This is a genomic window from Escherichia ruysiae (genome assembly GCF_031323975.1).
Taxonomy (GTDB): Bacteria; Pseudomonadota; Gammaproteobacteria; order Enterobacterales; family Enterobacteriaceae; genus Escherichia; species Escherichia ruysiae.
Genome location: NZ_JAVIWS010000001.1, coordinates 101,007 through 124,007, shown reverse-complemented (window position 1 = coordinate 124,007; position 23,001 = coordinate 101,007). Strand labels below are relative to the sequence as shown.

Sequence of the window (23,001 nt, the reverse complement as noted above, 5' to 3'; positions counted from 1 at the left end):
ATGACAATTTGCCTGATTTTTTATGCATAGCACGTAATTGTTCTCTGCTTCCTCTCATCAGCAGGCGTAAAGTAGGCAGGTTTATTATTTTTTGGCAAGGAAACCACGATGTTTGATGTCACTTTGCTGATCCTGCTCGGGTTAGCTGCGCTGGGCTTTATCAGCCACAACACCACTGTCGCTGTTTCAATTCTGGTGTTGATCATTGTCCGCGTCACACCGTTAAGCACCTTTTTCCCGTGGATCGAAAAACAAGGACTGAGTATCGGGATAATCATTCTGACTATCGGCGTAATGGCTCCTGTAGCCAGCGGGACACTGCCACCCTCGACACTTATTCACTCGTTTCTGAACTGGAAATCGCTGGTGGCAATTGCAGTAGGCGTTATTGTTTCCTGGCTTGGCGGACGCGGCGTGACCTTGATGGGCAGCCAGCCGCAACTGGTTGCCGGGCTGCTGGTGGGCACGATTTTAGGCGTGGCGCTGTTTCGCGGTGTGCCGGTCGGTCCGCTTATTGCCGCAGGTCTGGTCTCCCTGATCATCGGGAAACAGTAGTTAATCCCGCAATATATCGGCCTGGGGTTTGCCCCAGGCCTTTCTTAAACATGGTAATAAAAGCCGTTGTTGAATCATACCCCAGCATATGCGCCACTTTCTGAACACTATCGCCTTTCACTAACCTCTGAAGTGCCAGAATGAGCTGCAACTGATGACGCCACTGACGAAAGCTCAACCCCGTCTCTTTAACTATCAACCTGGCGAGATTGCGTTCACTCATCGCAAAAAAATTTGCCCATTGCCCCAATGTCCCCCATTCAACGGGCTCTTTTGCCATCGTATCCACCATCACGCGGATTTTGGGGTGTGAAGAAACGGGTAACTGCAACTGTTGTTGCGGTTGCTGAGGAAGTTCATCAAACAGCACCTGAATTAATCTGCGCGTCATTGGTTCAGCACGTTGAGCTGCTGTTCTTTTTGCCAGCGTTAAAATTAATTCACGACATAAAGGCGCAATTTTCAGCGTGCAACATTTGCCCGGCATTATCACCGCACTGGATTCAATAAATAAAAAACAAAGCTCGGCATTCGCTGTTACCTGATTACTATGCTCCACACCACCGGGAATCCATACTGCATATTGTGGCGGCACCATCCACAGCGCATTTTCCACCGTACAGGTAATGGCTCCACGCAGCGCCAGTATCAGTTGTCCTTTGCGGTGCTGATGTACAGGACTGGTCAATTCATCCTTTCCGGCATGAATACAAAATGCGACCGCCGTTTCATGGTGAAGATCGGGTTCATAACCATTGAGATTTAACCTGTGCATCATTTTGTCCGAATTTAGCGATAATTTGTCATTTTAGCTTGATTCAACATAGCAATAAAAACGCTAAGGTACAGCCTCGCTTGTAACAATGAGATATCTATGATCCGTTCAACTTCATTAAGCGGCAAAAACAGGATTGTCCTGATAGCCGGCGTTCTAATGATTGCCACCACACTCCGTGTTACCTTCACCGGCGTAGCACCGTTACTGGATACCATTCGTTCCGCTTACTCACTGACGACGGCGCAAACAGGGTTACTGACGACCTTACCTTTATTAGCCTTTGCCCTGATATCCCCTCTTGCCGCGTCGGTGGCTCGTCGTTTTGGTATAGAGCGCAGTCTGGTGGCTGCATTACTTTTGATTTGTGCTGGCATAGCACTTCGCTCTCTTCCTTCGGCTTACTTATTATTTGGCGGTACGATTATCATTGGCTGTGGGATTGCATTAGGGAATGTCTTGCTACCTGGTCTCATTAAACGCGATTTTCCCCATTCCGTCGCCAGACTTACCGGCGCATATTCCCTGACGATGGGCGCTGCAGCGGCGCTGGGGTCAGCTCTGGTGGTGCCGCTGGCTTTGAACGGTTTTGGCTGGCAGGGCGCGTTGCTCATGCTGATGTGTTTTCCTCTGCTGGCTCTATTTATATGGCTGCCGCAATGGCGTAATCGACAACATGTGAATTTGAGTACCTCACGCGCCTTACATACCCGGCGTATCTGGCGTTCGCCGCTTGCCTGGCAAGTGACGTTGTTTCTCGGTATCAACTCACTGGTCTATTACGTGATTATCGGCTGGCTTCCGGCGATCCTCATCAGCCACGGCTACAGCGAGGCACAGGCTGGTTCGCTGCATGGTTTGTTGCAATTAGCCACTGCTGCTCCCGGTTTGCTGATCCCACTTTTCTTACATCATGTGAAAGATCAGCGCGGTATTGCCGCTCTGGTCGCCTTAATGTGCGCGGTGGGTGCGGTTGGGCTCTGCTTTATGCCAGCACACGCTGTCACCTGGACTCTGCTTTTCGGTTTTGGTTCCGGGGCAACAATGATACTTGGACTAACGTTTATCGGACTGCGAGCAAGCTCTGCGCATCAGGCTGCTGCTCTTTCGGGTATGGCACAATCCGTCGGGTATCTGCTGGCAGCTTGTGGGCCGCCGCTAATGGGCAAAATACACGATGCTAACGGTGACTGGTCCACGCCACTGATTGTTGTCGCAATTCTTTCACTGCTGATGGCGATTTTTGGACTTTGCGCCGGAAGAGACAAAGAAATTCGTTGATGTCCGGTGCTATAGTGACGTGATAAATCATGCGTGAAAGGGAGAACAAACACGATGAATATTCAGTGTAAACGCGTTTATGATCCGGCTGAACAGAGCGATGGTTATCGCGTACTGGTCGACCGTCTCTGGCCGCGTGGTATCAAGAAAACAGACTTAGCACTTGATGAGTGGGACAAAGAGATCACGCCGTCAACGGAACTACGCAAAGCCTTTCACGGCGAAGCGATCGATTTTAAAACCTTTCGCGAACAATATATTGCAGAACTGGCGCAACACGAGCCAGAAGGGAAGCGGCTGGCGGAAATCGCCCAAAAACAGCCGCTGACCCTGCTCTACTCAGCAAAAAATACCACGCAAAACCATGCGCTGGTGCTGGCCGACTGGCTGCGAAGCTTGTGATTTTAGCCTGGCATCCGGCGGTTATTTTTCACCAGCCGGATGATCCCGTCGCCATAATGCCCATTCATCAATGGTTTCATCGCCCGGTAATTTGCAATTGTTGCTGACCCCTTGCGATGTCTGCACGGGAATGAGCGTACCGCCTTTCTGTTGGCAGTAGACCGACGCCGGATTCGCCATCCCAACATGCGGCGGTTTTGGTGCATCGGGCTGAGAAGTGGTTGAACATCCCGCAAGAATTAACAGGCAAGGCAGAGTAAAACTGATAATTTTCATTCGTTGATCTCACACGTTTATCTACGCCTTAGAGTATCGCGGTATCGTTTTGTTTTGCAGCACTATTTATTTTACATTCACTTAAAATATATTACGGCTAGTTTCATCTTCTTTGATGATGTTTTATCATGCCTGCAAAGATTAAATAATCAGCATTTTACCCGCCGTATCCTGGAGTTCTTTCGTGTCAGATCAGATTATTGCCCGCGTCTCGCAGTCACTCGCCTCAGAACATTCTCTGGAAAGTCTGGTTCGGCAACTTCTGGAGATGCTGGAAATGGTCACCGACATGGAATCGACCTATTTGACAAAGGTGGATATTGACGCACGTCTGCAACATATCCTGTTTGCCCGTAACAGCCAGAAAATGCACATCCCGGAGAATTTTACCGTCTCGTGGGATTACTCGTTGTGCAAACGCGCCATTGATGAAAACTGTTTTTTCAGCGATGAAGTTCCCGACCGTTGGGGTGACTGCATTGCGGCGCGCAATCTCGGTATTACCACATTCCTGAGCACGCCGGTTCACTTACCGGATGGTTCGTTCTATGGCACGCTTTGCGCCGCCAGCAGTGAAAAGCGCCCGTGGAGTGAACGCGCAGAGCAGGTTTTGCAGCTATTCGCCGGGCTGATTGCACAATATATTCAAAAAGAGGTGTTGGTTGAACAACTGCGCGAAGCCAATGCCGCCCTGATTGCGCAATCTTACACAGACTCGTTGACCGGCCTACCAAATCGACGGGCTATTTTTGATAATCTGACGACGCTGTTTTCCCTCGCTCGGCATCTGAAGCGTAAGGCAATTATTGCTTTTATCGACCTGGATAACTTCAAATTAATCAACGACCGATTTGGCCACAATAGTGGCGATCTGTTTCTTATTCAGGTTGGCGAGCGCCTCACCAGGCTACATCAGAATGGCGAGATTATTGGTCGTCTTGGCGGTGATGAATTTTTGGTCGTTTCCCTGGCTAATGAAAACGCCGATATCCAGTCACTGCGTGAGCGTATCCAACAGCAAATACGTGGAGAATATCACTTGGGTGATATTGACCTGTTTTATCCTGGCGCCAGTCTTGGCGTAGTAGAAGTGGATCCTGAAACCACCGATGCCGACAGTGCCCTACATGCTGCCGATATCGCGATGTATCAGGAGAAAAAACACAAACTGAAAACCCCTTTTGTCGCGCATTCAGACAGGCACTCCTGAGGCGTATTCACATCCTTTTCTTTGGTGGTAACATGCGAATCGGTATTGTTTTTCCCGTCGTGATCTTTATTACGGCAGTCGTATTTTTAGCGTGGTTTTTTATTGGTGGCTATGCGGCCCCAGGGGCATAAAGATGAAAAAAACAACGATTATTATGATGGGCGTGGCGATTATTGTCGTTCTTGGCACCGAGCTGGGATGGTGGTAATACCGCGTCGATAAAATAGCAAAGGCTGCCTGTAGGCAGCCTTTGTACTTTTCAGTATTAACTTTTGACTTTTCTGTAGATAAACAGCACGACAAGCGCACCAATCACGGCAACCACAAAACTACCAAAGTTGAAGCCATCGACTTTGCCAAAACCAAACAGTGTACTGATCCATCCACCAACTACGGCACCGATAATTCCCAGCAGGATGGTCATAAAGAATCCACCACCATCTTTACCAGGCATGATCCACTTCGCCAGAATACCGGCAATAAGTCCAAAAATAATCCATGACAGAATGCCCATTGTTTCCTCACTTATCTGTTTTGCATTAGCGGGTTAGTCGCTGATAAAAAGCATAGCACAACATAAGAGAGGCAAGAATTGTGATATGTGTCACAGAGCATTTTTTTTACAATGGCGCAGAATTAGCGCCATCTACATTAGCAATAATTACCAACCACAAACATCATGCTCATTTTCCGTGTCATAAGAGCGCACGGTATTGACGAGATCTTTGATCACTTCAGCCGCCACTTCTGGCACCAGTAATGTCATCGGCGTCTCTGTTTCGTAATCGACAGAAACGCCATTACTGTTATTGGTGACGGTTACGGTATACGTTGCTTTGCCCATAATTCATTTCCCGCTATGAATGACTTTCCGCTGTTTTGCACCTTCCATCAGGACTTCAGGAGCAACGAAGAAGTCGATGTTAAAATAAGTATCGTCAGTCATGGCTTCAATATTGTGCCACTTTTCCGGCGGGAACACTGCGAATTGACCTGCTTCGATGAGGATCACCTGATCAGGTTCTGCGCTGTGTTCATCAGCATAGCCGAGATATTTGACCGCCCCATGCATAACGGACAGGCGTGGATAAACACCCGGACGCGTTCCTTTATCAAGATGACGTTCGAATATTCCGGCAGGCGCAGTTTGTTTATTCCAGAAAGGTGTTGAGCGCGTATGAATGTAATTTTGTGGGATTTGCAGCATCCTTTTCCCTCCTTCGGTAAATGTGCTGAAAACCATTTATTCCAGCCGTTTCAGGGTACGCCTGATAATTTGCATTTTAAATACCATTTATTGGTTACTTTTTAGCACCATATCAGAGAAGAATCAGGGAGGATTACAGATGGGAAGCCCGCGACAACGCGGGCTGAAAGCATCAGGATTGCAGCGTCGCCAGTCGGGCAGCGAAACCCACGAACATCAAACCAATCAGTGAGTTGCCCACTTTAGCCAGTTTCTTTTTGGTACGAATGTACTGCGTGACAAAAGCACCTGAAATAATCAGGAAGCTCAAATAACAGAAGCTTACCAGTTCCAGCGTTGTCGCCAGAATAAAGAATGAAATCCCCGTATGTGGCGCATTAACATCGATAAACTGTACGAAAAACGACACATAGAACAAAATGGCTTTTGGATTGGTCAGACTCAAAATTAACGCACGCTTGAAAATAGCGCCATATTGAGGTTCATCTGATTTGGCCTCGCTATTTTTACCCTTCAGAGTTGCGTAAAGAATTTTACTCCCCAGATAGAGCAAATAAAACGCGCCAAGATAACGTACAATATTGAATAATATCGGTGTGGTCTTAATTAAGGTTGCTACACCGGCCCACGCCAGAAACATCAATACTGCATCGCCAATAAATACACCACAGGCCGCAAGATAACCGCCTTTCACTCCACTACTAACGCTATTTTTAAGCACAAACAGGGTATTCGGCCCTGGCACCAGCACGATAAAAATGGCCCCAACCAGATAGGTCCAGTAATTCAGAACCCCATATTCTGCGAACACATTAACCTCTTTAATTCTCTTTGGATCATGCGCGATTAAAGGTGAATATGCTAACCAATCCGCAACGGCTTAGAAAGGAGAAAATCAGGTTTTAACCTGACAACAACCTGAGAATAGAGTAAAAAATTGCACTCATTCCAGTGAAAAATTCGGGTAATGATTTGCAAAATACTGGCGCAAAAACTCTACCGTAATCCGTACTTTTGCGGATGTCGCCAGCCTTGAGACATAAACAGCCCAGACATTTGCTGGCTGATAATATTCAGGTAAAACCTGTACCAGATGCCCACTGGCAATATTTTCACTAACGTCCCACCAGGAGCGCAACGCAATTCCCTGCCCATCGAGACACCACTGATGGACAATTTCACCATGATTAGACGACATCGATCCGGTGACTTTAATGGCATGGTGACCTTCTTTATTGCGCAATTGCCAGACACCAAACGGATGATCGCGCTCTTTTATGACCAGGCAGGGTAACGCAGAAAGATCCGTTAAATGTTTCGGTGCACCATATCGCGCAATAAACCCCGGCGATGCGCAGAGAATACGGTAATTGGTCGCCAGTTTGCGGGCAATTAAGTTAGGTGCAATGTCGTCGCCAATACGAATATCCAGATCGACCCCTTCATTGACCAAATCGACCAACCGGTCTTCCACATCAAAACGTAACTCCAGTTGCGGATACGCTTTCGCAAGTGCTGACAGTGCCGGAGCTACCACCTGCCGTCCAAAACCAAAACTGCTGATAATACGCAGCATTCCCTGCGGCACCTGGCGCACGTCGGAAAGCTCATCCATCATCTGCCCGACATCCTGCAATATGCGCTGCGCCCATTCATAAATCCGCTCGCCTTCCTCGGTAATGGTGACGCGACGGGTGGTGCGGTGTAATAGCACCACGTTTAAGGTTTGCTCCAGCAAGGCGATGCGCTTGCTGACGAAGGCCGGTGAAACGCCTAATTCTTCCGCCACGGCAGCAAAACCGGCCCGGCGAGCCACCAGCATAAAGACGCGCAAATCGTTCAGCAGCGGTAAATTATTCATGATTCGTGTTTTATGTTTCACCAGTTGCGGGGATTAATTCCTGATCAGTCAATTATAGGATGGTGGAGTTGTCAATTTTGCTGATCAGGAAGTGAGAACCTAATGATGAAAACGATGCGTATTGCTGCGATCCCTGGAGACGGGATTGGCAAAGAAGTCCTTCCTGAAGGGATTCGTGTGTTACAAGCTGCTGCTGAACGCTGGGGCTTTGCCTTAAGTTTTGAGCAGATGGAGTGGGCAAGTTGCGAGTATTACAGCCATCACGGCAAAATGATGCCGGACGACTGGCATGAACAACTCAGCGGTTTCGACGCTATCTACTTTGGTGCCGTCGGCTGGCCGGACACCGTTCCGGATCATATTTCGTTATGGGGGTCGCTGCTGAAATTTCGCCGCGAGTTTGATCAGTACGTTAACCTGCGCCCGGTACGCCTCTTTCCCGGCGTTCCCTGCCCACTGGCGGGTAAACAGCCTGGCGACATCGATTTTTACGTGGTGCGCGAAAATACGGAAGGCGAATACTCGTCTCTGGGCGGTCGACTGAATGAAGGAACGGAACATGAGGTTGTCATCCAGGAATCGGTATTTACCCGCCGTGGCGTCGATCGCATTTTGCAATATGCTTTTGAGCTAGCACAAAGCCGCCCGCGCAAAACCCTGACTTCTGCCACGAAATCTAACGGTTTAGCCATTAGTATGCCGTACTGGGATGAGCGAGTAGAAGCAATGGCAGAAAATTACCCGGAAATCCACTGGGACAAGCAGCATATTGATATTCTCTGCGCGCGCTTTGTGATGCAGCCGGAACGCTTTGATGTGGTGGTAGCGTCTAATTTATTTGGCGATATTCTTTCCGATCTTGGCCCGGCCTGCACCGGCACCATCGGCATTGCCCCATCCGCTAACCTGAATCCGGAACGCACTTTCCCGTCGCTCTTCGAGCCAGTCCACGGCTCTGCGCCGGATATCTACGGTAAAAATATTGCCAACCCTATCGCCACGATTTGGGCCGGGGCAATGATGCTGGATTTCCTTGGCAATGGCGATGAGCGTTTCCAGCAAGCGCACAACGGCATTCTGGCAGCGATTGAAGAAGTGATTGCTCACGGGCCGAAAACACCCGATATGAAAGGTAATGCCACCACGCCACAGGTTGCCGACGCGATTTGCAAAATTATTTTGCGTTAAGGTCAAACCAGTTTATTTGAACCGCGTCACTGACGCGGTTTTTTTATTCGTTCTTTACAGTAAATAACCTGCGTCATTTCACCTTTTATTGTTTCCGTTTCGTGTTTTATGGCTTTCCGTATTCTTAATTGTTTAATTTATGTAACATGCAAATAATCAATTTGTTAAACACGACAAAAGTTCATTACCCTGCAAATAATTACAACTGGCAAAAGCCAGCGACGGGCTTTTATGCCCAGGAGATGACTCATGATGAGCAATGTTAAGAAAAAAGATTTGCCGCTGATTAGCATCAGCCTGGTGGCCATTCTTTTCATCGCAGCCACATTAAGCCTTTTTCCGCAACAGTCGGCCGACGCGGCCAACGCAATATACAGTTTAGTTACCCGCACGCTGGGTTCCGCCGTACAGGTATTAGTTTTGCTGGCAATGGGGCTGGTAATTTATTTAGCCACCAGCAAATACGGCAATATTCGTCTTGGCGAAGGTAAACCGGAATACAGTACGCTCTCCTGGCTGTTTATGTTTATTTGCGCCGGATTAGGTTCCTCCACGCTTTATTGGGGCGTAGCGGAGTGGGCCTATTATTATCAAACGCCGGGTTTAAATATCGTGCCGCGTTCACAGCAGGCACTGGAATTTAGCGTTCCCTACTCCTTTTTCCATTGGGGCATCAGCGCCTGGGCAACTTATACGCTGGCCTCATTAATCATGGCTTACCACTTTCATGTGCGGAAAAATAAAGGGCTGAGTCTTTCCGGCATTATTGCTGCTATTACCGGCGTTCGCCCGCAAGGCCCATGGGGAAAACTGGTGGACTTAATGTTCCTGATCGCCACTGTCGGCGCACTGACCATTTCCCTTGTTGTCACCGCAGCAACCTTTACCCGTGGGCTTTCCGCGCTGACCGGTTTACCCGATAACTTCACCGTGCAGGCATTTGTGATCCTGCTTTCCGGCGGCATTTTTTGCCTAAGCTCGTGGATAGGTATCAACAACGGTTTACAACGTCTGAGCAAAATGGTCGGCTGGGGCGCGTTCCTGCTGCCATTGCTGGTTTTGATTGTCGGTCCAACCGAGTTTATTACCAACAGCATCATCAATGCCATCGGCCTGACCACACAAAACTTCTTACAGATGAGCTTATTTACCGATCCGCTTGGCGATGGTTCATTTACCCGCAACTGGACCGTTTTCTATTGGCTGTGGTGGATCTCTTACACCCCCGGCGTGGCAATGTTTGTCACCCGCGTATCACGTGGTCGTAAGATCAAAGAAGTTATCTGGGGGCTGATCCTCGGTAGCACCGTCGGCTGCTGGTTCTTCTTCGGCGTGATGGAAAGCTTCGCCATTCATCAGTTTATCAAAGGGATAATCAACGTTCCGCAGGTGCTGGAAACGTTGGGCGGTGAAACGGCTGTTCAACAAGTTCTGATGTCGTTGCCAGCCGGTAAATTGTTCCTTGCCGCTTATCTGGGCGTGATGATTATTTTCCTCGCCTCGCATATGGATGCGGTGGCCTACACCATGGCGGCGACCAGCACGCGAAATCTTCAGGAAGGTGATGATCCAGACCGTGGGCTGCGTCTTTTCTGGTGCGTGGTAATCACCCTGATCCCGCTTTCAATTCTGTTCACCGGCGCATCGCTGGAAACCATGAAAACTACCGTCGTACTTACAGCCCTTCCCTTTCTCGCCATTTTACTGGTGAAAGTGGGCGGATTTATTCGCTGGCTGAAACAGGATTACGCCGATATTCCGGCTCATCAAATTGAACATTATCTCCCGCAGACACCGGTTGAAGCCCCGGAAAAAACGCCAGTGCTCCCTGCGGGAACCATATTCAAAGGCGACAACTGAGCGCCATCATCCTAACGATAAAGGTATCCCTATGAGCAATCTGAGCCCTGACTTTGTACTACCCGGAAATTTTTGCGCTAACCCACAGGAAGCGTGGACCATTCCTGCCCGCTTTTATACTGATCAGAACGCCTTTGAACACGAAAAAGAGAACGTCTTCGCCAAAAGCTGGATTTGCGTCGCTCACAGTAGCGAACTGGCGAATGCCAATGATTACGTGACGCGTGAGATCATTGGCGAAAGCATCGTGCTGGTACGCGGCCGTGATAAGGTTTTGCGCGCATTCTATAACGTTTGCCCGCACCGTGGTCATCAATTATTGAGCGGTGAAGGGAAAGCGAAAAATGTGATTACCTGCCCATATCACGCCTGGGCATTCAAACTCGATGGCAACCTGGCTCATGCGCGTAACTGTGAAAACGTCGCCAATTTCGATAGTGACAAAGCGCAACTGGTTCCGGTGCGTCTGGAAGAATATGCCGGATTCGTCTTCATCAACATGGATCCCAACGCCACCAGCGTAGAAGATCAGTTACCAGGCCTGGCGGCAAAAGTGCTGGAAGCCTGCCCGGAAGTCCACGATCTGAAACTGGCGGCCCGCTTTACCACCCGCACGCCTGCCAACTGGAAGAACATTGTCGATAACTATCTTGAGTGCTACCACTGTGGTCCGGCGCATCCAGGTTTCTCAGACTCCGTTCAGGTTGATCGTTACTGGCACACCATGCACGGCAACTGGACGCTGCAATACGGTTTCGCCAAACCGTCCGAACAGTCGTTTAAATTTGAAGAAGGTACAGACGCTGCGTTCCACGGTTTCTGGCTGTGGCCGTGCACTATGCTGAACGTCACGCCAATCAAAGGGATGATGACGGTCATTTATGAATTCCCGGTGGATTCTGAAACTACCCTGCAAAACTACGATATCTACTTCACCAATGAAGAGCTAACCGATGAGCAAAAATCGCTGATTGAGTGGTATCGCGATGTGTTCCGTCCGGAAGATTTACGTCTGGTTGAAAGCGTACAGAAAGGGCTGAAATCGCGTGGCTATCGTGGGCAGGGGCGCATCATGGCCGACAGTAGCGGTAGCGGTATTTCCGAACACGGTATCGCCCATTTCCATAATCTGCTGGCGCAGGTGTTTAAGGACTAATGACATCGGCGGCGGTATTTTCCGCCGCCGGGCTGATTTTTGATGGAGTACAGCAATGTCAGACTATCAAATGTTTGAAGTACAGGTGAGCCAGATTGAACCGCTTACCGAACAGGTGAAACGCTTCACGCTGGTGTCAACCGATGGCAAACCGCTGCCTGCGTTCACCGGCGGAAGTCACGTCATTGTGCAGATGAGTGATGGTGATAACCAGTACAGCAATGCTTATTCACTACTAAGTTCGCCACTCGACACCTCTTGTTATCAGATTGCCGTTCGGCTGGAAGAGAACTCGCGCGGCGGTTCGCGCTTTTTGCATCAGCAGGTAAAAGCGGGCGATCGATTGACCATCTCGACACCCAATAACCTGTTTGCTCTGGTTCCCACGGCTCGAAAGCATCTGTTTATCGCAGGCGGCATTGGTATCACCCCTTTCCTGTCGCATCTGGCAGAGTTGCAACACACGGACGTCGACTGGCAGTTACATTATTGTTCGCGGAGTCCAGTAAGTTGCGCATTTCGTGATGAATTAAACCAACATCCGCAGACTGATAAGATTCATTTTCATCACTCATCGATCGGAACGCGACTCGAATTAGTGCGATTATTGGCGGATGTCGCCCCTGGCACACACATTTATACCTGTGGCCCCGAAGCTCTGAATGACGCGGTGAGAAGTGAAGCAGCGCGTCTGGGCATCTCCGCCGATACGCTGCACTTTGAGCAGTTTGCTATTGAAGACAAAACCGGCGATGCCTTTACCCTGGTACTCGCCCGTTCCGGGAAAGAGTTTGTAGTACCAGAAGAGATGACCATTTTGCAGGTCATTGAAAATAACAAAGCGGCAAAAGTGGAATGTTTATGTCGTGAAGGGGTATGCGGAACCTGTGAAACAGCAATTCTTGAAGGTGAAGCCGATCATCGGGACCAGTATTTTAGCGATGAAGAGCGCGCCAGCCAGCAGAGTATGTTGATCTGTTGTTCGCGCGCGAAGGGTAAACGACTGGTGTTGGATCTGTAGTTTATCCGAAGCCGGATGCGGCGCTGGTTGCGCCTTGTCCGGCTTACGAACGTTTTACTGCGGATATTCCTGCAATAAATTGTGTAATGCTTCCGCCATCAACTCACCACGCCAGCCGGAAATCAGCTCAGGCAAATTGTTCTGCGGTTTTAATTTCCAGTGCCAGTTCAGCAGTTGGTTGATTTGCCGACGCGATGCCAGCAATTCGGCGCTGATCTTGTGCGTTTCGCTCACGTCAGTAATCAGCGACTTAATCGCTTTAAACGCTTTACGATAACCCGGCATGTCCATCAGGTTAAGCATCGGCTGCGGTAAGGCCTCTTCCGGCAATGTCTGCGCTTTTTCCACCAGCGCCAGCAGCGTTTTACCGTGAAAGCGGATTTCGCTACCGGATAAGCCCAGGCTGTCCAGTTCGCCCAGACTCCCTGGCATATAACGCGCTACCGACCACAAGTGTTCTTCACGCACGACAAAGTTCACCGCCAGATCGCGCTCCCGCGCCTTGCGCAATCGCCAGTCGGCTAACAGTTGCAAACAAGCCAACTGGCGCGTCCGTAATTGCCAGGCATTGGTGATATCACGCCAGGCATCTTCCGGCGCAACGACTTCCTGACGACGTGTTTGCATCAGGCGACATTCATCCAGCGCCGCAGGTAGCCAGCCAGAGGCTTCGGTTTCAACCATCAGCTTTGCGGTGATCGGTAACAGATACCAGACATCCGCCGCCGCGTATTCGCACTGACGTTCGGTTAACGGTCTGGCGAGCCAGTCGGTGCGCGATTCGCTCTTGTCCAGCGTAACACCGGAATACTCTTCCACCATGGAGGCAAAACCCCATGACATCGGGCGTCCGCAGAATGCGGCGAGGATTTGCGTGTCAATCAGGGGTTGAGGTAATTCGCCAAAGACATTGAGGAATACTTCCAGATCTTCACTGCCCGCATGGAGAAATTTGGTGATGGAAGGATCGCGCAAGATTGCCTTTAGCGGTGACCAGTCGCTGATCCCAAGAGGATCGATTAGCGCCAGATGCTCGCCATCAAAAAGTTGAATCAACCCCAGTTGCGGGTAATAGGTGCGCGTACGTACAAATTCAGTATCCAGGGCTATCGCCGGAAAGGCACGGACGGCTTCACACAAAGAAGCCAGCGCATCGTCCGTGGTAATCATTTGGTAATTCAAATTGTATTCTCTTTAGTGGGCGTCAAAAAAAACGCCGGATTAACCGGCGTCTGACGACTGACTTAACGCTCAGGCTTTATTGTCCACTTTGCCGCGCGCTTCGTCACGTAATTCTCGTCGCAAAATTTTCCCGACGTTAGATTTCGGTAACTCATCACGAAATTCCACCAGCTTCGGTACTTTGTAGCCCGTAAGCTGACGGCGGCAAAAGGTCACCAGTGACTCTTCAGTGAGCGACGCGTCTTTTTTCACCACAAAGATTTTCACCGCTTCACCACTGGAGCCAGAAGGTACGCCAACAGCCGCCACTTCCTGTACGCCAGGGTGCTGCATGACGACATCTTCAATCTCGTTGGGATAGACGTTAAAACCGGAAACCAGAATCATGTCTTTTTTACGATCGACAATGCGCAGGAATCCTTCTTCATCCATTACCGCAATATCGCCAGTGTGTAACCAACCGTTTTTGATGATTTCATCGGTGGCATCCGGACGCTGCCAGTAGCCCAACATCACCTGAGGACCTCTGACACAAAGTTCGCCCGGTTGCCCCGGTGGTACTTCGTTATCGTCATCATCCACCAGTTTGGCCTCCGTCGAGGGCACCGGTAATCCAATGCTACCGCTGTGATAATCAATATCATACGGGTTAACGCTCACCAGTGGCGCACACTCGGTTAAGCCATAACCTTCCAGCAGATATTGTCCGGTCAGTTTTACCCAGCGTTCTGCCACCACTTGCTGAACGGGCATCCCACCGCCTGCGGAAAGGTGCAGACTGGAGAAATCCAGCTGCTGGAACTCTTTATTGTTCAGCAACGCATTGAACAAGGTGTTTACGCCGGTGATAGCGGTAAACGGATATTTCGCCAGCTCTTTCACCAGCCCCGGAATATCACGTGGGTTAGTGATAAGCAGGTTCTGCCCGCCGAGTTCGATAAACAGCAGGCAGTTAATGGTCAGTGCAAAAATGTGATAGAGCGGCAGTGCCGTTACTACCAGTTCTTTACCTGGATGCAGCAACGGCCCATAGGTGGCGTTGACCTGTTCCAGGTTCGCCAGCATATTGCGGTGAGTCAGCATCGCGCCTTTCGCCACACCTGTGGTGCCGCCGGTGTATTGCAGGAAAGCTAAATCTTCCGGCACCAGTTCGGGTTTGACGTACTGCATCCGGTAGCCGTTGTGCAGGGCGCTACGAAATGAAATGGCATCTGGCAGATGGTATTTCGGCACCAGACGCTTGATGTATTTAACAACGAAATTGACTACCGTGCCTTTTGCCGTAGATAGCTGATCGCCCATACGGGTCAGAATAACGTGCTGGACGGCGGTTTTATCGACCACTTTTTCCAGGGTATGGGCAAAGTTAGACACAATGACAATCGCCGATGCGCCGCTATCGTTAAGCTGATGCTCAAGTTCGCGTGGGGTATACAACGGGTTAACGTTTACGACGATCATCCCGGCACGCAAAATACCAAACAGCGCCACCGGATATTGCAATAAGTTAGGCATCATCAGCGCAACGCGATCGCCCTTCTTCAGCCCCAGCCCTTGTTGCAAATAAGCGGCAAACGCGCGACTGCGTTCTTCCAGTTTGCGGAAGGTCATCACCTCCCCCATATTCACAAACGCTGGCTTGTCGGCGTAGCGCGCGACCGACTGCTCAAACATATCCACCAGAGATTGATAACGGTAAGGGTTGATCTCCGTCGGAACATCGGCGGGATAACGGTTAAGCCAAACCTTCTTCAATTCTTCACCTCTAAAATGCGTGTTCGTCGTCATCGCAACCCCAAGTGATATACATGCCGTTAACATAATATTAACTCATCATACCAGCTTGATAATTACCCAACGAAAAGGTTGCGAGGCGCGTCACTATTTATTTTTATCGTTACTGTAAGAATGCAGAAACAGCGGACCAGCCGCTGTTTCTTTTTCTTTAAAAACAAGCAATTATTCAGTTACAACTGTTTGTACTCTCGCGGGGCCAGGATTATACCAGCCCCATCCGCCGTAGCCATAGGGCCAGCCACGACCGCCATAAAACCACGGATCAATCGGCTGAGGCGGCATAATCACCTGCTGGGTTAAATGCCAACGTTTATAACCCGTTACCTGCATCACCATAAATTTATAGGGCGTGTTGCCGATTTTTCCGTCAACCGTACCGGTGATTGGCCCAACAACTGTGACCAGTTGTCCACGGAAATCCACCGGGTCCAGAAAACCGTTCACATCTGCATAAATGCGACCGCGAGAAGGTTCTCCCAGCGTCGGCCTGGCTCCGCTGTCCAGCGGTACGGTAGCAATTTCCAGGCGGGTTTTCCCTTGCTGGTTTTGTACCGCGACCACTTTGCCACCAAAACGCGCCTCCTGACCAACGTACAGCTGCGGCGCACTCATCACCCGAACTAAATCTTGTTGCGGCGTGGGACTGCTGCCTTTAATGGCGTCCGGCACAGTGACACAACCGCTCAGCATTAGCGCAAACGTACCTGCCAGTATGCCTTTGATAACATTCTTTTGAACCGCCATGATGCGACTCCTTTTTTTCTCAGGGCATACTCTTAAGATTCATTCTTTGCCCGGAAGTTTCTTCCAGGCGACGTTGTTACGTAAATAAACCGGCTCGGCATGTTCCACCGCTACCGTTTTACCCTCGGTAAACATCTGGCAGGCAATCGGCAGCATATCTTCTGCGGCGGGCAGTAACACTTCGCCATCGCGCAAAACCAGCCCGCTATCTTTACCGAGATCCGGCCAGGCTTGCCAGCCCGTTCCCACCGTCACCCATTCTCCGGAAAGCTGCTGCATCCGCTCATGAACGAGTTCTGGTTTGAGTACGGCTTCGGTTTCTTCACCGTGCCAGACACCGTTTTCATCACGCTGATATTCGGCCCAGTAAACTTCGCCCATTCGCGCGTCAATGGCTGCCAGCACGCGGGTTGCGCCGTTTTTGCGCCACGCCCCTTGCGCCATCGTCATTAGCGTGGAGACGCCAATCATCGGCAGCTCCGCGCCAAGCGCCAGCCCTTGCGCAATGCCAATACCGATGCGCACGCCGGTAAAGCTACCAGGGCCACGTCCGTAAGCCAGAGCGTTTATGTCAGTCAGGGAAGTTCCGCTGGTGGTCAGGATATCCTGCACCATCGGTAAGATTCGTTGAGTATGTTCACGAGGGCAAAGCTCAAAATGAGCGTTGACAGTACCGTCGTTCCACAGGGCGACAGAGCAGGCCTCTGTCGCGGTATCGATAGCCAGAATTCGCATGGGTCTTCGTGCTTAGATCAATAAAAAGGCGCGCATCATACCATACTCAATAACAAATTACCTGGAGGATGGTATCGCAAGGAAACGAACCGCACGGGCAATGTCACGGGTACGCGGTGCGGGCGGGAGGCTGGCGAGGAACGTCGCACCGTAAGGGCGCATCACCAGCCGATTGTCACAAATCACCAGCACACCGCGATCGTCGGCGTCGCGAATCAGTCGCCCTACGCCCTGTTTAAGAGTAATCACCGCATCCGGTAGCTGCACTTCATCGAACGGGTCTCCGCCACGCAAACGGCAATCTTCCATGCGCGCTTTTAACAGCGGGTCATCTGGCGAGGTAAACGGCAACTTGTCGATAATCACCAGCGACAGCGTATCGCCGCGCACGTCCACCCCTTCCCAGAAACTGCTGGTCGCCACAAGAAGCGCGTTACCGGCGCTGACAAATTGCTGCAACAGTTGTCCTTTGCTGGTTTCCCCCTGCAACAAAACGGGAAGCGTCATGGTAGCGCGGAACTGCTCGGCCAGATCGCGCATCATGGCGTGCGAGGTACAAAGCATAAAACAACGACCGTTATTGGCTTCGATGATCGGTCGCAGCATTGCCGCCAGTTGCCGTGCACAACCTGGTTGATTGGTTTGCGGCAGGTTGCGCGGTACACAGAGTAACGCCTGGCGGCTGTAATCAAACGGGCTGGGTAACAGCAACGACTCTGCCTGTTCAATGCCAAGCCGCGAGGTAAAATGATGCAGATCGTCATTCACCGACAGCGTTGCTGAGGTAAAGATCCAGCTACCTGGTTTTTGCGCCATTAACTCTTTGAATTTATCCGCCACGCTGAGCGGCGTGAGTGCCAGAGTAAAATGGCGCGAAGTGCATTCGTACCAGTAGCTGTAGCCCGGCTGATTGATCTCTTTTAGCCGTTTCAGCCGCGTGCGATACAACGTGGCGCGCTCAAATGCCGCATCCAGCAAGGCGGAACGCCCCAGCGACAATTTCGCCACGTCGTAACAGAGTTCAAGGGTATCATCGAGCAGTAAAAACGCCCGTTGAATTTGCGGATTGGCCAACAGTTCGCGCAGGTTTCCGCGATAACCTGGCTCACCGAGTTGCAGACGAAAATCCTGCGCACTCTGGGCAAGACGGTCAGCGCACTTTTGTAACTGCTGAGTGTCTTTTAATTCGGTGCGATAGGCGATGGTGATGTCTTTTGCCAGATCGAGCAATTGTCGACTGGAGAGTGATTGCCCAAAATACTGGCTGGCAATGTCCGGCAACTGGTGGGCTTCGTCGAAGATCATGACGTCTGCTTCCGGGATCAGTTCGCCAAAACCACTCTCTTTCACCACCATATCCGCCAGAAAAAGATGATGGTTTACCACCACCACATCGGCATCCATCGCTTTTTTGCGTGCTTTGACCACAAAGCAATCTTTATACATCGGGCAGTCACTGCCGAGGCAGTTGTCGTTGGTGCTGGTGACCAACGGCCATGCCTGCGAATCTTCCGCGACACTGACGCAGGTGCTGATATCGCCATCGACTGTTTGATTGGACCAGGAGCGCAGCAGGATCACATCGCTTAAAATTTGTACCGGCAGATCGCCCCCCGCCAGCGCCTGCTGTTCGAGACGCTCGAGGCAGAGGTAGTTTGAGCGCCCTTTCAGCAGCGCCACGTTGCCCGTATATTTCAATGCCTTTGAGACTGTTGGCAAATCGCGGCTGTAGAGCTGATCCTGCAATGCTTTTGAGCCGGTCGAGATAATGACTTTCTTTTTCGCCCGCAGCGCAGGGGCAAGGTAAGCGTAGGTTTTGCCCGTACCGGTTCCCGCTTCCACCACCAGCGGCTGGCTTTTTTCTATCGCCCCAGCGACGGCTACCGCCATCTGTCGCTGTGGTTCACGCGGCTTAAAGCCAGGTATCGCTTTCGCCAGTTGACCGTCTGGTGCAAAATCGTCCGTCACACTACCCCCTGTTGATTTGAACAGGGATTATGTCAGGCCAGGTTGCTTTTCGCCAGCTGAAGTGGTGACGGCGACCTTACATTGTGGCAGTCTTTGCTGCACAAAAATGGAATGATGATGAGGACAAAATGATGACTATCGTTCGTATTGACGCCGAAGCCCGCTGGTCTGATGTGGTGATCCACAACAACACGCTCTACTACACCGGTGTACCGGAAAACCTTGATGCCGATGCGTTTGAGCAAACCGCCAACACGCTGGCGCAGATTGACGCCGTGCTGGAAAAACAGGGCAGCAATAAATCGAGCATTCTGGATGCCACCATTTTCCTGGCCGATAAAAACGACTTCGCTGCAATGAATAAAGCGTGGGATGCCTGGGTTGTCGCGGGTCATGCGCCGGTGCGCTGCACGGTGCAAGCGGGATTGATGAACCCGAAGTATAAAGTTGAAATTAAAATTATTGCGGCGGTTTAATTCCGGAAGATAATTATATCAAGGCAAAAATCACACGATAATTTATCGAAAAACTGGTCGATCGTGAACAAATCGGCCAGTGCTTAAGGTCTTACTTTAAATGGGTAGTACCCTGGCTGATAATTTATTTTTATGATTCCTGCTGTATTTATACATAAATGATATTAATCGCAAAAATCAAACCATTATGTTAATCACTCGATTAACTTACGCTGCTTTTCTTTCTTGCCCTTCCTTGCCTGAACAACTTGGCTGCGGTACTACGATTTGCTGTTAATTTTCGGCACATCACTAGATAACCCGCCATGACCTGCTACCTTTAAAATACCTGAATGTCAACAGGTTAACTAATGAGATATCGTTATAATCCTTTTGATATTAGGCGCAATTTAATGTCATATATAGCCTTATCGATCACGTGGTTAATTTAAGGACAAGAATATGCCTGCTGTAATAGATAAAGCCCTGGATTTTATTGGTGCCATGGATATATCAACACCAACCCCCAGCTCTATGAATGAAAGTACGGCGAAGGGAATATTTAAATATTTGAAAGAACTGGGAGTACCCGCGAGTACCGCCGATATTACTGCGCGAGCCGAACAGGAAGGCTGGAATCCTGGATTCACGGAAAAAATGGTGGGATGGGCAAAAAAAATGGAATCTGGCGAACGCGTGGTGATTAAAAATCCAGAATACTTCTCGTCCTATATGCAGGAAGAGCTTAAAGCACTGGTATAAGTTAAATCTCTACCAGCCCAAATGAGCCAGGACGCTTTTTTATCACATAAAAGCGTCCTTTTTTTCTAACCATCAAAAACACTACTTAATTCATTCAACCAGTACAGCCCCTCAATTTTCTGGTTCAAACGCTACGGGCCAAAGGGTTCGCTTGTCATAATGCGCCCTGTTGAAACTAACATTGTATTACTCGTCTTCATCCTCAAAACGCGCCACAATCCGCTCGCCGGAATGGTTGGCGCGTAACTCTTCAGCTACCAGTGCGATTGCCTGACCGCTGCTCATCCCCTGTGCCATCAGTTCCTGAATACGCTCAACGGCTTTTTGCTGCTGTTCATGGGTGAGTGAAGGTAAACCTGCAAACATTGTTAACTCCTGCTAAATTGTTGGCGCTAATTATTTCATGCTACCCGGCACATAGCCAGTAGAGTCAGGACTGATGAAGACGTTATCTCCCGCTGTGATTACTTTACCCTGGCGTCAGGACGCCGCTGAATTTTATTTTTCCCGCTTAAGCCACCTGCCATGGGCGATGCTTTTGCACTCTGGCTATGCCGAGCATCCGTATAGCCGCTTTGATATTGTGGTGGCAGACCCGATTTGCACCTTAACAACTTACGGCAGTGAAACTGTTTTGTGTAAAGGCGAAACCCGCACAACAACCGCTGACGATCCGTTAACAGTACTCCAGCAGGCGCTGGAGCGTGCAAACATTCACCCGTCGCATAACGATGATTTGCCATTTCAGGGTGGCGCGCTGGGTTTATTTGGTTACGATCTGGGTCGCCGTTTTGAGTCACTGCCAGAAGTGGCGCAGAGAGATATCGACCTGCCTGATATGGCGGTAGGTATTTACGACTGGGTACTGATTGTCGACCACCAGCGCCAGACTGTTTCTTTGCTGAGTCATGATGATGTCAATGCCCGTCTGGCCTGGCTGGAAAACCAGCAAATCACACCGCAGGGTGATTTTGCGCTAACCTCAGCCTGGCAATCTAATATGAGCCGCGAACAGTATGGCGAAAAATTTCGTCAGGTGCAGGAATATTTGCACAGTGGCGACTGTTACCAGGTAAATCTCGCCCAGCGTTTTCAGGCTACCTATTGCGGTGATGAATGGCAGGCATTCGTTCAGCTTAATCAGGCCAATCACGCACCGTTTAGTGCATTCCTGCGTCTGGAACAAGGCACAATTTTAAGCCTCTCGCCAGAGCGTTTTATTCTTTGTGATGACGGTGAGATCCAGACCCGTCCAATTAAAGGCACACTGCCACGTCTGCCCGCTCCTCTGGAAGATAGCAAACAGGCAGAAAAACTGGCGAACTCGCCAAAAGATCGCGCTGAAAACCTGATGATTGTTGATTTAATGCGTAATGATATTGGTCGCGTTGCGGTGCCTGGTTCAGTAAAAGTGCCGGAACTGTTTGTGGTGGAACCTTTTCCCGCTGTGCACCACCTGGTGAGCACCATTACAGCTCAACTACCCGAACAACTTCATGCCAGCGACCTGCTGCGCGCGGCTTTTCCTGGTGGCTCAATCACCGGGGCACCGAAAGTTCGGGCAATGGAAATTATCGATGAACTGGAACCGCAGCGACGCAACGCCTGGTGCGGAAGCATTGGCTATTTGAGCTTCTGTGGCAATATGGATACCAGCATCACTATCCGCACGCTGACTGCCATTAACGGTCAAATTTACTGTTCTGCGGGCGGCGGTATTGTCGCCGATAGTCAGGAAGAAGCGGAATATCAGGAAACTTTTGATAAAGTTAATAGGATATTACGCCAACTGGAGAAGTAAGACGTGGACTACCGTAGCCTGACGCTTGATGATTTTTTATCGCGCTTTCAACTTTTACGCCCGCAAATAAACCGGGAAACCTTAAATCATCGTCAGGCTGCCGTGTTAATCCCTATCGTTCGCCGATCGCAGCCGGGGTTATTGCTCACTCAACGTTCTATTCATCTGCGCAAACACGCCGGACAGGTGGCGTTTCCTGGTGGTGCAGTAGATGACACTGATTCGTCAGTTATTGCCGCTGCGTTGCGCGAAGCCGAAGAAGAGGTTGCTATCCCCCCTTCCGCCGTCGAAGTTATCGGCGTGCTGCCGCCCGTCGATAGCGTAACGGGCTACCAGGTAACGCCAGTGGTTGGCATTATCCCGCCTGATTTACCTTATCGTGCCAGTGAAGATGAAGTTTCCGCAGTGTTTGAAATGCCGCTCGCCCAGGCATTACATCTGGGTCGTTATCACCCGTTAGATATCTACCGCCGTGGTGATTCACATCGGGTATGGCTTTCCTGGTACGAACAGTATTTTGTATGGGGAATGACCGCAGGCATAATTCGTGAGCTGGCGCTGCAAATTGGTGTGAAATCCTGACTATACTTATCTTTACATCTACAAAACACTACTTGAGACAATCATCGCAATATTAGTTAAATCGCGGTTTTTGATTAGTTTAATTCATGTGAATAGTTAAGCCTGTCGCCGCGTTCCCTCTTACACTATGCGTTGTTATTAGTTCGTTACTGGATGTCCAGTCACCTTGTCAGGAGTATTATC

27 protein-coding genes are annotated in these 23,001 nt (G+C 50.1%); 14 read left to right on the top strand and 13 right to left on the bottom strand.

What is annotated here, in order from left to right:
- Window positions 1-108: 108 nt before the first annotated feature.
- Window positions 109-555: a DUF441 domain-containing protein gene (locus RGV86_RS00725; RefSeq protein WP_000460713.1), complete on the top strand. Its 447-nt coding sequence runs from the start codon at window positions 109-111 to the stop codon at window positions 553-555.
- Here RGV86_RS00725 and RGV86_RS00720 read toward each other — a convergent pair.
- Complete coding sequence (locus tag RGV86_RS00720) at window positions 539-1,333, bottom strand: AraC family transcriptional regulator (protein WP_000972229.1); 795 nt, start codon at window positions 1,331-1,333, stop codon at window positions 539-541. The two genes, RGV86_RS00725 and RGV86_RS00720, sit on opposite strands and share 17 nt — an antisense overlap.
- Before the next feature lie 96 nt (window positions 1,334-1,429).
- On the opposite strand from RGV86_RS00720, the gene RGV86_RS00715 reads away from it, so the two are divergent.
- On the top strand, window positions 1,430-2,611 hold the full coding sequence (locus RGV86_RS00715) for a CynX/NimT family MFS transporter (protein WP_085460647.1): 1,182 nt from the start codon (window positions 1,430-1,432) through the stop codon (window positions 2,609-2,611).
- Window positions 2,612-2,665: 54 nt separating this feature from the next.
- Window positions 2,666-3,013, top strand: coding sequence for a DUF488 domain-containing protein (locus tag RGV86_RS00710; protein WP_010345838.1), 348 nt, complete (start codon window positions 2,666-2,668; stop codon window positions 3,011-3,013).
- 21 nt (window positions 3,014-3,034) lie between these two features.
- On the opposite strand, the gene RGV86_RS00705 is transcribed toward RGV86_RS00710, so the two are convergent.
- A complete protein-coding gene (locus RGV86_RS00705) occupies window positions 3,035-3,289 on the bottom strand; it encodes a putative hemolysin (protein ID WP_000691924.1) in 255 nt (84 codons plus the stop codon).
- 184 nt (window positions 3,290-3,473) lie between these two features.
- On the opposite strand from RGV86_RS00705, the gene RGV86_RS00700 reads away from it, so the two are divergent.
- The 3 genes from RGV86_RS00700 to yoaJ are packed head-to-tail and all read left to right on the top strand — an operon-like array spanning window position 3,474 to window position 4,707.
- Window positions 3,474-4,499 carry a sensor domain-containing diguanylate cyclase gene (locus RGV86_RS00700; RefSeq protein ID WP_024212379.1) on the top strand — a complete coding sequence of 342 codons (1,026 nt, stop codon included), beginning with the start codon at window positions 3,474-3,476 and terminating at the stop codon, window positions 4,497-4,499.
- A gap of 32 nt (window positions 4,500-4,531) precedes the next feature.
- Window positions 4,532-4,630 (top strand): YoaK family small membrane protein, encoded by a 99-nt coding sequence (locus RGV86_RS00695; RefSeq protein WP_032225340.1) that lies wholly within the window; start codon window positions 4,532-4,534, stop codon window positions 4,628-4,630.
- A 2-nt stretch (window positions 4,631-4,632) separates the two neighbouring features.
- Complete coding sequence (yoaJ, locus tag RGV86_RS00690) at window positions 4,633-4,707, top strand: protein YoaJ (RefSeq protein ID WP_001386836.1); 75 nt, start codon at window positions 4,633-4,635, stop codon at window positions 4,705-4,707.
- A gap of 57 nt (window positions 4,708-4,764) precedes the next feature.
- Here the strand turns inward: yoaJ and RGV86_RS00685 are convergent, their stop codons facing one another.
- From RGV86_RS00685 to dmlR, 5 genes are all read right to left on the bottom strand, one after another.
- Entirely contained in the window at window positions 4,765-5,013 is a 249-nt protein-coding gene (locus RGV86_RS00685; RefSeq protein WP_000512152.1) for a GlsB/YeaQ/YmgE family stress response membrane protein, read from the bottom strand.
- Between the two features lie 147 nt (window positions 5,014-5,160).
- Window positions 5,161-5,343, bottom strand: coding sequence for a DUF1869 domain-containing protein (locus tag RGV86_RS00680; RefSeq protein ID WP_000513737.1), 183 nt, complete (start codon window positions 5,341-5,343; stop codon window positions 5,161-5,163).
- Window positions 5,344-5,346: 3 nt separating this feature from the next.
- A complete protein-coding gene (gene yeaR / locus RGV86_RS00675) occupies window positions 5,347-5,706 on the bottom strand; it encodes a DUF1971 domain-containing protein YeaR (RefSeq protein WP_000939314.1) in 360 nt (119 codons plus the stop codon).
- A gap of 172 nt (window positions 5,707-5,878) precedes the next feature.
- On the bottom strand, window positions 5,879-6,517 hold the full coding sequence (gene leuE / locus RGV86_RS00670) for a leucine efflux protein LeuE (protein ID WP_000457214.1): 639 nt from the start codon (window positions 6,515-6,517) through the stop codon (window positions 5,879-5,881).
- Window positions 6,518-6,649: 132 nt separating this feature from the next.
- On the bottom strand, window positions 6,650-7,567 hold the full coding sequence (gene dmlR / locus RGV86_RS00665) for a DNA-binding transcriptional regulator DmlR (protein WP_024165134.1): 918 nt from the start codon (window positions 7,565-7,567) through the stop codon (window positions 6,650-6,652).
- Window positions 7,568-7,669: 102 nt separating this feature from the next.
- Between dmlR and dmlA the strand changes: the two genes are divergently transcribed.
- The 4 genes from dmlA to yeaX all read left to right on the top strand — a co-directional run bounded on the left by dmlA (window position 7,670) and on the right by yeaX (window position 12,792).
- Window positions 7,670-8,755 carry a multifunctional D-malate/3-isopropylmalate/tartarate dehydrogenase gene (dmlA, locus tag RGV86_RS00660; protein WP_000978478.1) on the top strand — a complete coding sequence of 362 codons (1,086 nt, stop codon included), beginning with the start codon at window positions 7,670-7,672 and terminating at the stop codon, window positions 8,753-8,755.
- Window positions 8,756-9,004: 249 nt separating this feature from the next.
- The gene (gene yeaV / locus RGV86_RS00655) at window positions 9,005-10,615 is read left to right on the top strand and encodes a BCCT family transporter YeaV (protein WP_000987500.1); all 1,611 of its coding nucleotides are present in this window, start codon (window positions 9,005-9,007) and stop codon (window positions 10,613-10,615) included.
- Window positions 10,616-10,646: 31 nt separating this feature from the next.
- Complete coding sequence (gene yeaW, locus RGV86_RS00650; RefSeq protein WP_000067839.1) at window positions 10,647-11,771, top strand: carnitine monooxygenase, oxygenase subunit YeaW; 1,125 nt, start codon at window positions 10,647-10,649, stop codon at window positions 11,769-11,771.
- Between the two features lie 55 nt (window positions 11,772-11,826).
- Window positions 11,827-12,792 carry a carnitine monooxygenase reductase subunit YeaX gene (gene yeaX / locus RGV86_RS00645; RefSeq protein ID WP_001286990.1) on the top strand — a complete coding sequence of 322 codons (966 nt, stop codon included), beginning with the start codon at window positions 11,827-11,829 and terminating at the stop codon, window positions 12,790-12,792.
- Window positions 12,793-12,846: 54 nt separating this feature from the next.
- Here the strand turns inward: yeaX and rnd are convergent, their stop codons facing one another.
- The 5 genes from rnd to yoaA all read right to left on the bottom strand — a co-directional run bounded on the left by rnd (window position 12,847) and on the right by yoaA (window position 19,218).
- Window positions 12,847-13,962, bottom strand: a complete 1,116-nt coding sequence (gene rnd / locus RGV86_RS00640) for a ribonuclease D (protein WP_024212378.1) — start codon at window positions 13,960-13,962, stop codon at window positions 12,847-12,849.
- An 81-nt stretch (window positions 13,963-14,043) separates the two neighbouring features.
- Complete coding sequence (gene fadD, locus RGV86_RS00635) at window positions 14,044-15,729, bottom strand: long-chain-fatty-acid--CoA ligase FadD (protein ID WP_309508431.1); 1,686 nt, start codon at window positions 15,727-15,729, stop codon at window positions 14,044-14,046.
- 204 nt (window positions 15,730-15,933) lie between these two features.
- On the bottom strand, window positions 15,934-16,515 hold the full coding sequence (gene yeaY, locus RGV86_RS00630) for a Slp family lipoprotein YeaY (protein WP_000290579.1): 582 nt from the start codon (window positions 16,513-16,515) through the stop codon (window positions 15,934-15,936).
- A gap of 39 nt (window positions 16,516-16,554) precedes the next feature.
- Window positions 16,555-17,250, bottom strand: a complete 696-nt coding sequence (tsaB, locus tag RGV86_RS00625; protein ID WP_001220989.1) for a tRNA (adenosine(37)-N6)-threonylcarbamoyltransferase complex dimerization subunit type 1 TsaB — start codon at window positions 17,248-17,250, stop codon at window positions 16,555-16,557.
- Between the two features lie 57 nt (window positions 17,251-17,307).
- The gene (gene yoaA, locus RGV86_RS00620) at window positions 17,308-19,218 is read right to left on the bottom strand and encodes a DNA repair helicase YoaA (protein ID WP_000128824.1); all 1,911 of its coding nucleotides are present in this window, start codon (window positions 19,216-19,218) and stop codon (window positions 17,308-17,310) included.
- 131 nt (window positions 19,219-19,349) lie between these two features.
- Between yoaA and RGV86_RS00615 the strand changes: the two genes are divergently transcribed.
- Both RGV86_RS00615 and RGV86_RS00610 read left to right on the top strand, forming a co-directional pair.
- Window positions 19,350-19,694 carry a RidA family protein gene (locus RGV86_RS00615; RefSeq protein ID WP_024165131.1) on the top strand — a complete coding sequence of 115 codons (345 nt, stop codon included), beginning with the start codon at window positions 19,350-19,352 and terminating at the stop codon, window positions 19,692-19,694.
- A 441-nt stretch (window positions 19,695-20,135) separates the two neighbouring features.
- Window positions 20,136-20,435, top strand: a complete 300-nt coding sequence (locus RGV86_RS00610; protein WP_001111983.1) for a DUF1889 family protein — start codon at window positions 20,136-20,138, stop codon at window positions 20,433-20,435.
- 186 nt (window positions 20,436-20,621) lie between these two features.
- Here RGV86_RS00610 and RGV86_RS00605 read toward each other — a convergent pair whose 3' ends face one another.
- Window positions 20,622-20,801: a YoaH family protein gene (locus tag RGV86_RS00605; RefSeq protein WP_000457334.1), complete on the bottom strand. Its 180-nt coding sequence runs from the start codon at window positions 20,799-20,801 to the stop codon at window positions 20,622-20,624.
- 73 nt (window positions 20,802-20,874) lie between these two features.
- On the opposite strand from RGV86_RS00605, the gene pabB reads away from it, so the two are divergent.
- Both pabB and RGV86_RS00595 read left to right on the top strand, forming a co-directional pair.
- A complete protein-coding gene (gene pabB / locus RGV86_RS00600; RefSeq protein WP_309508432.1) occupies window positions 20,875-22,236 on the top strand; it encodes an aminodeoxychorismate synthase component 1 in 1,362 nt (453 codons plus the stop codon).
- Window positions 22,237-22,239: 3 nt separating this feature from the next.
- On the top strand, window positions 22,240-22,818 hold the full coding sequence (locus tag RGV86_RS00595) for a CoA pyrophosphatase (protein WP_032225358.1): 579 nt from the start codon (window positions 22,240-22,242) through the stop codon (window positions 22,816-22,818).
- The last annotated feature ends 183 nt before the right edge of the window (window positions 22,819-23,001 follow it).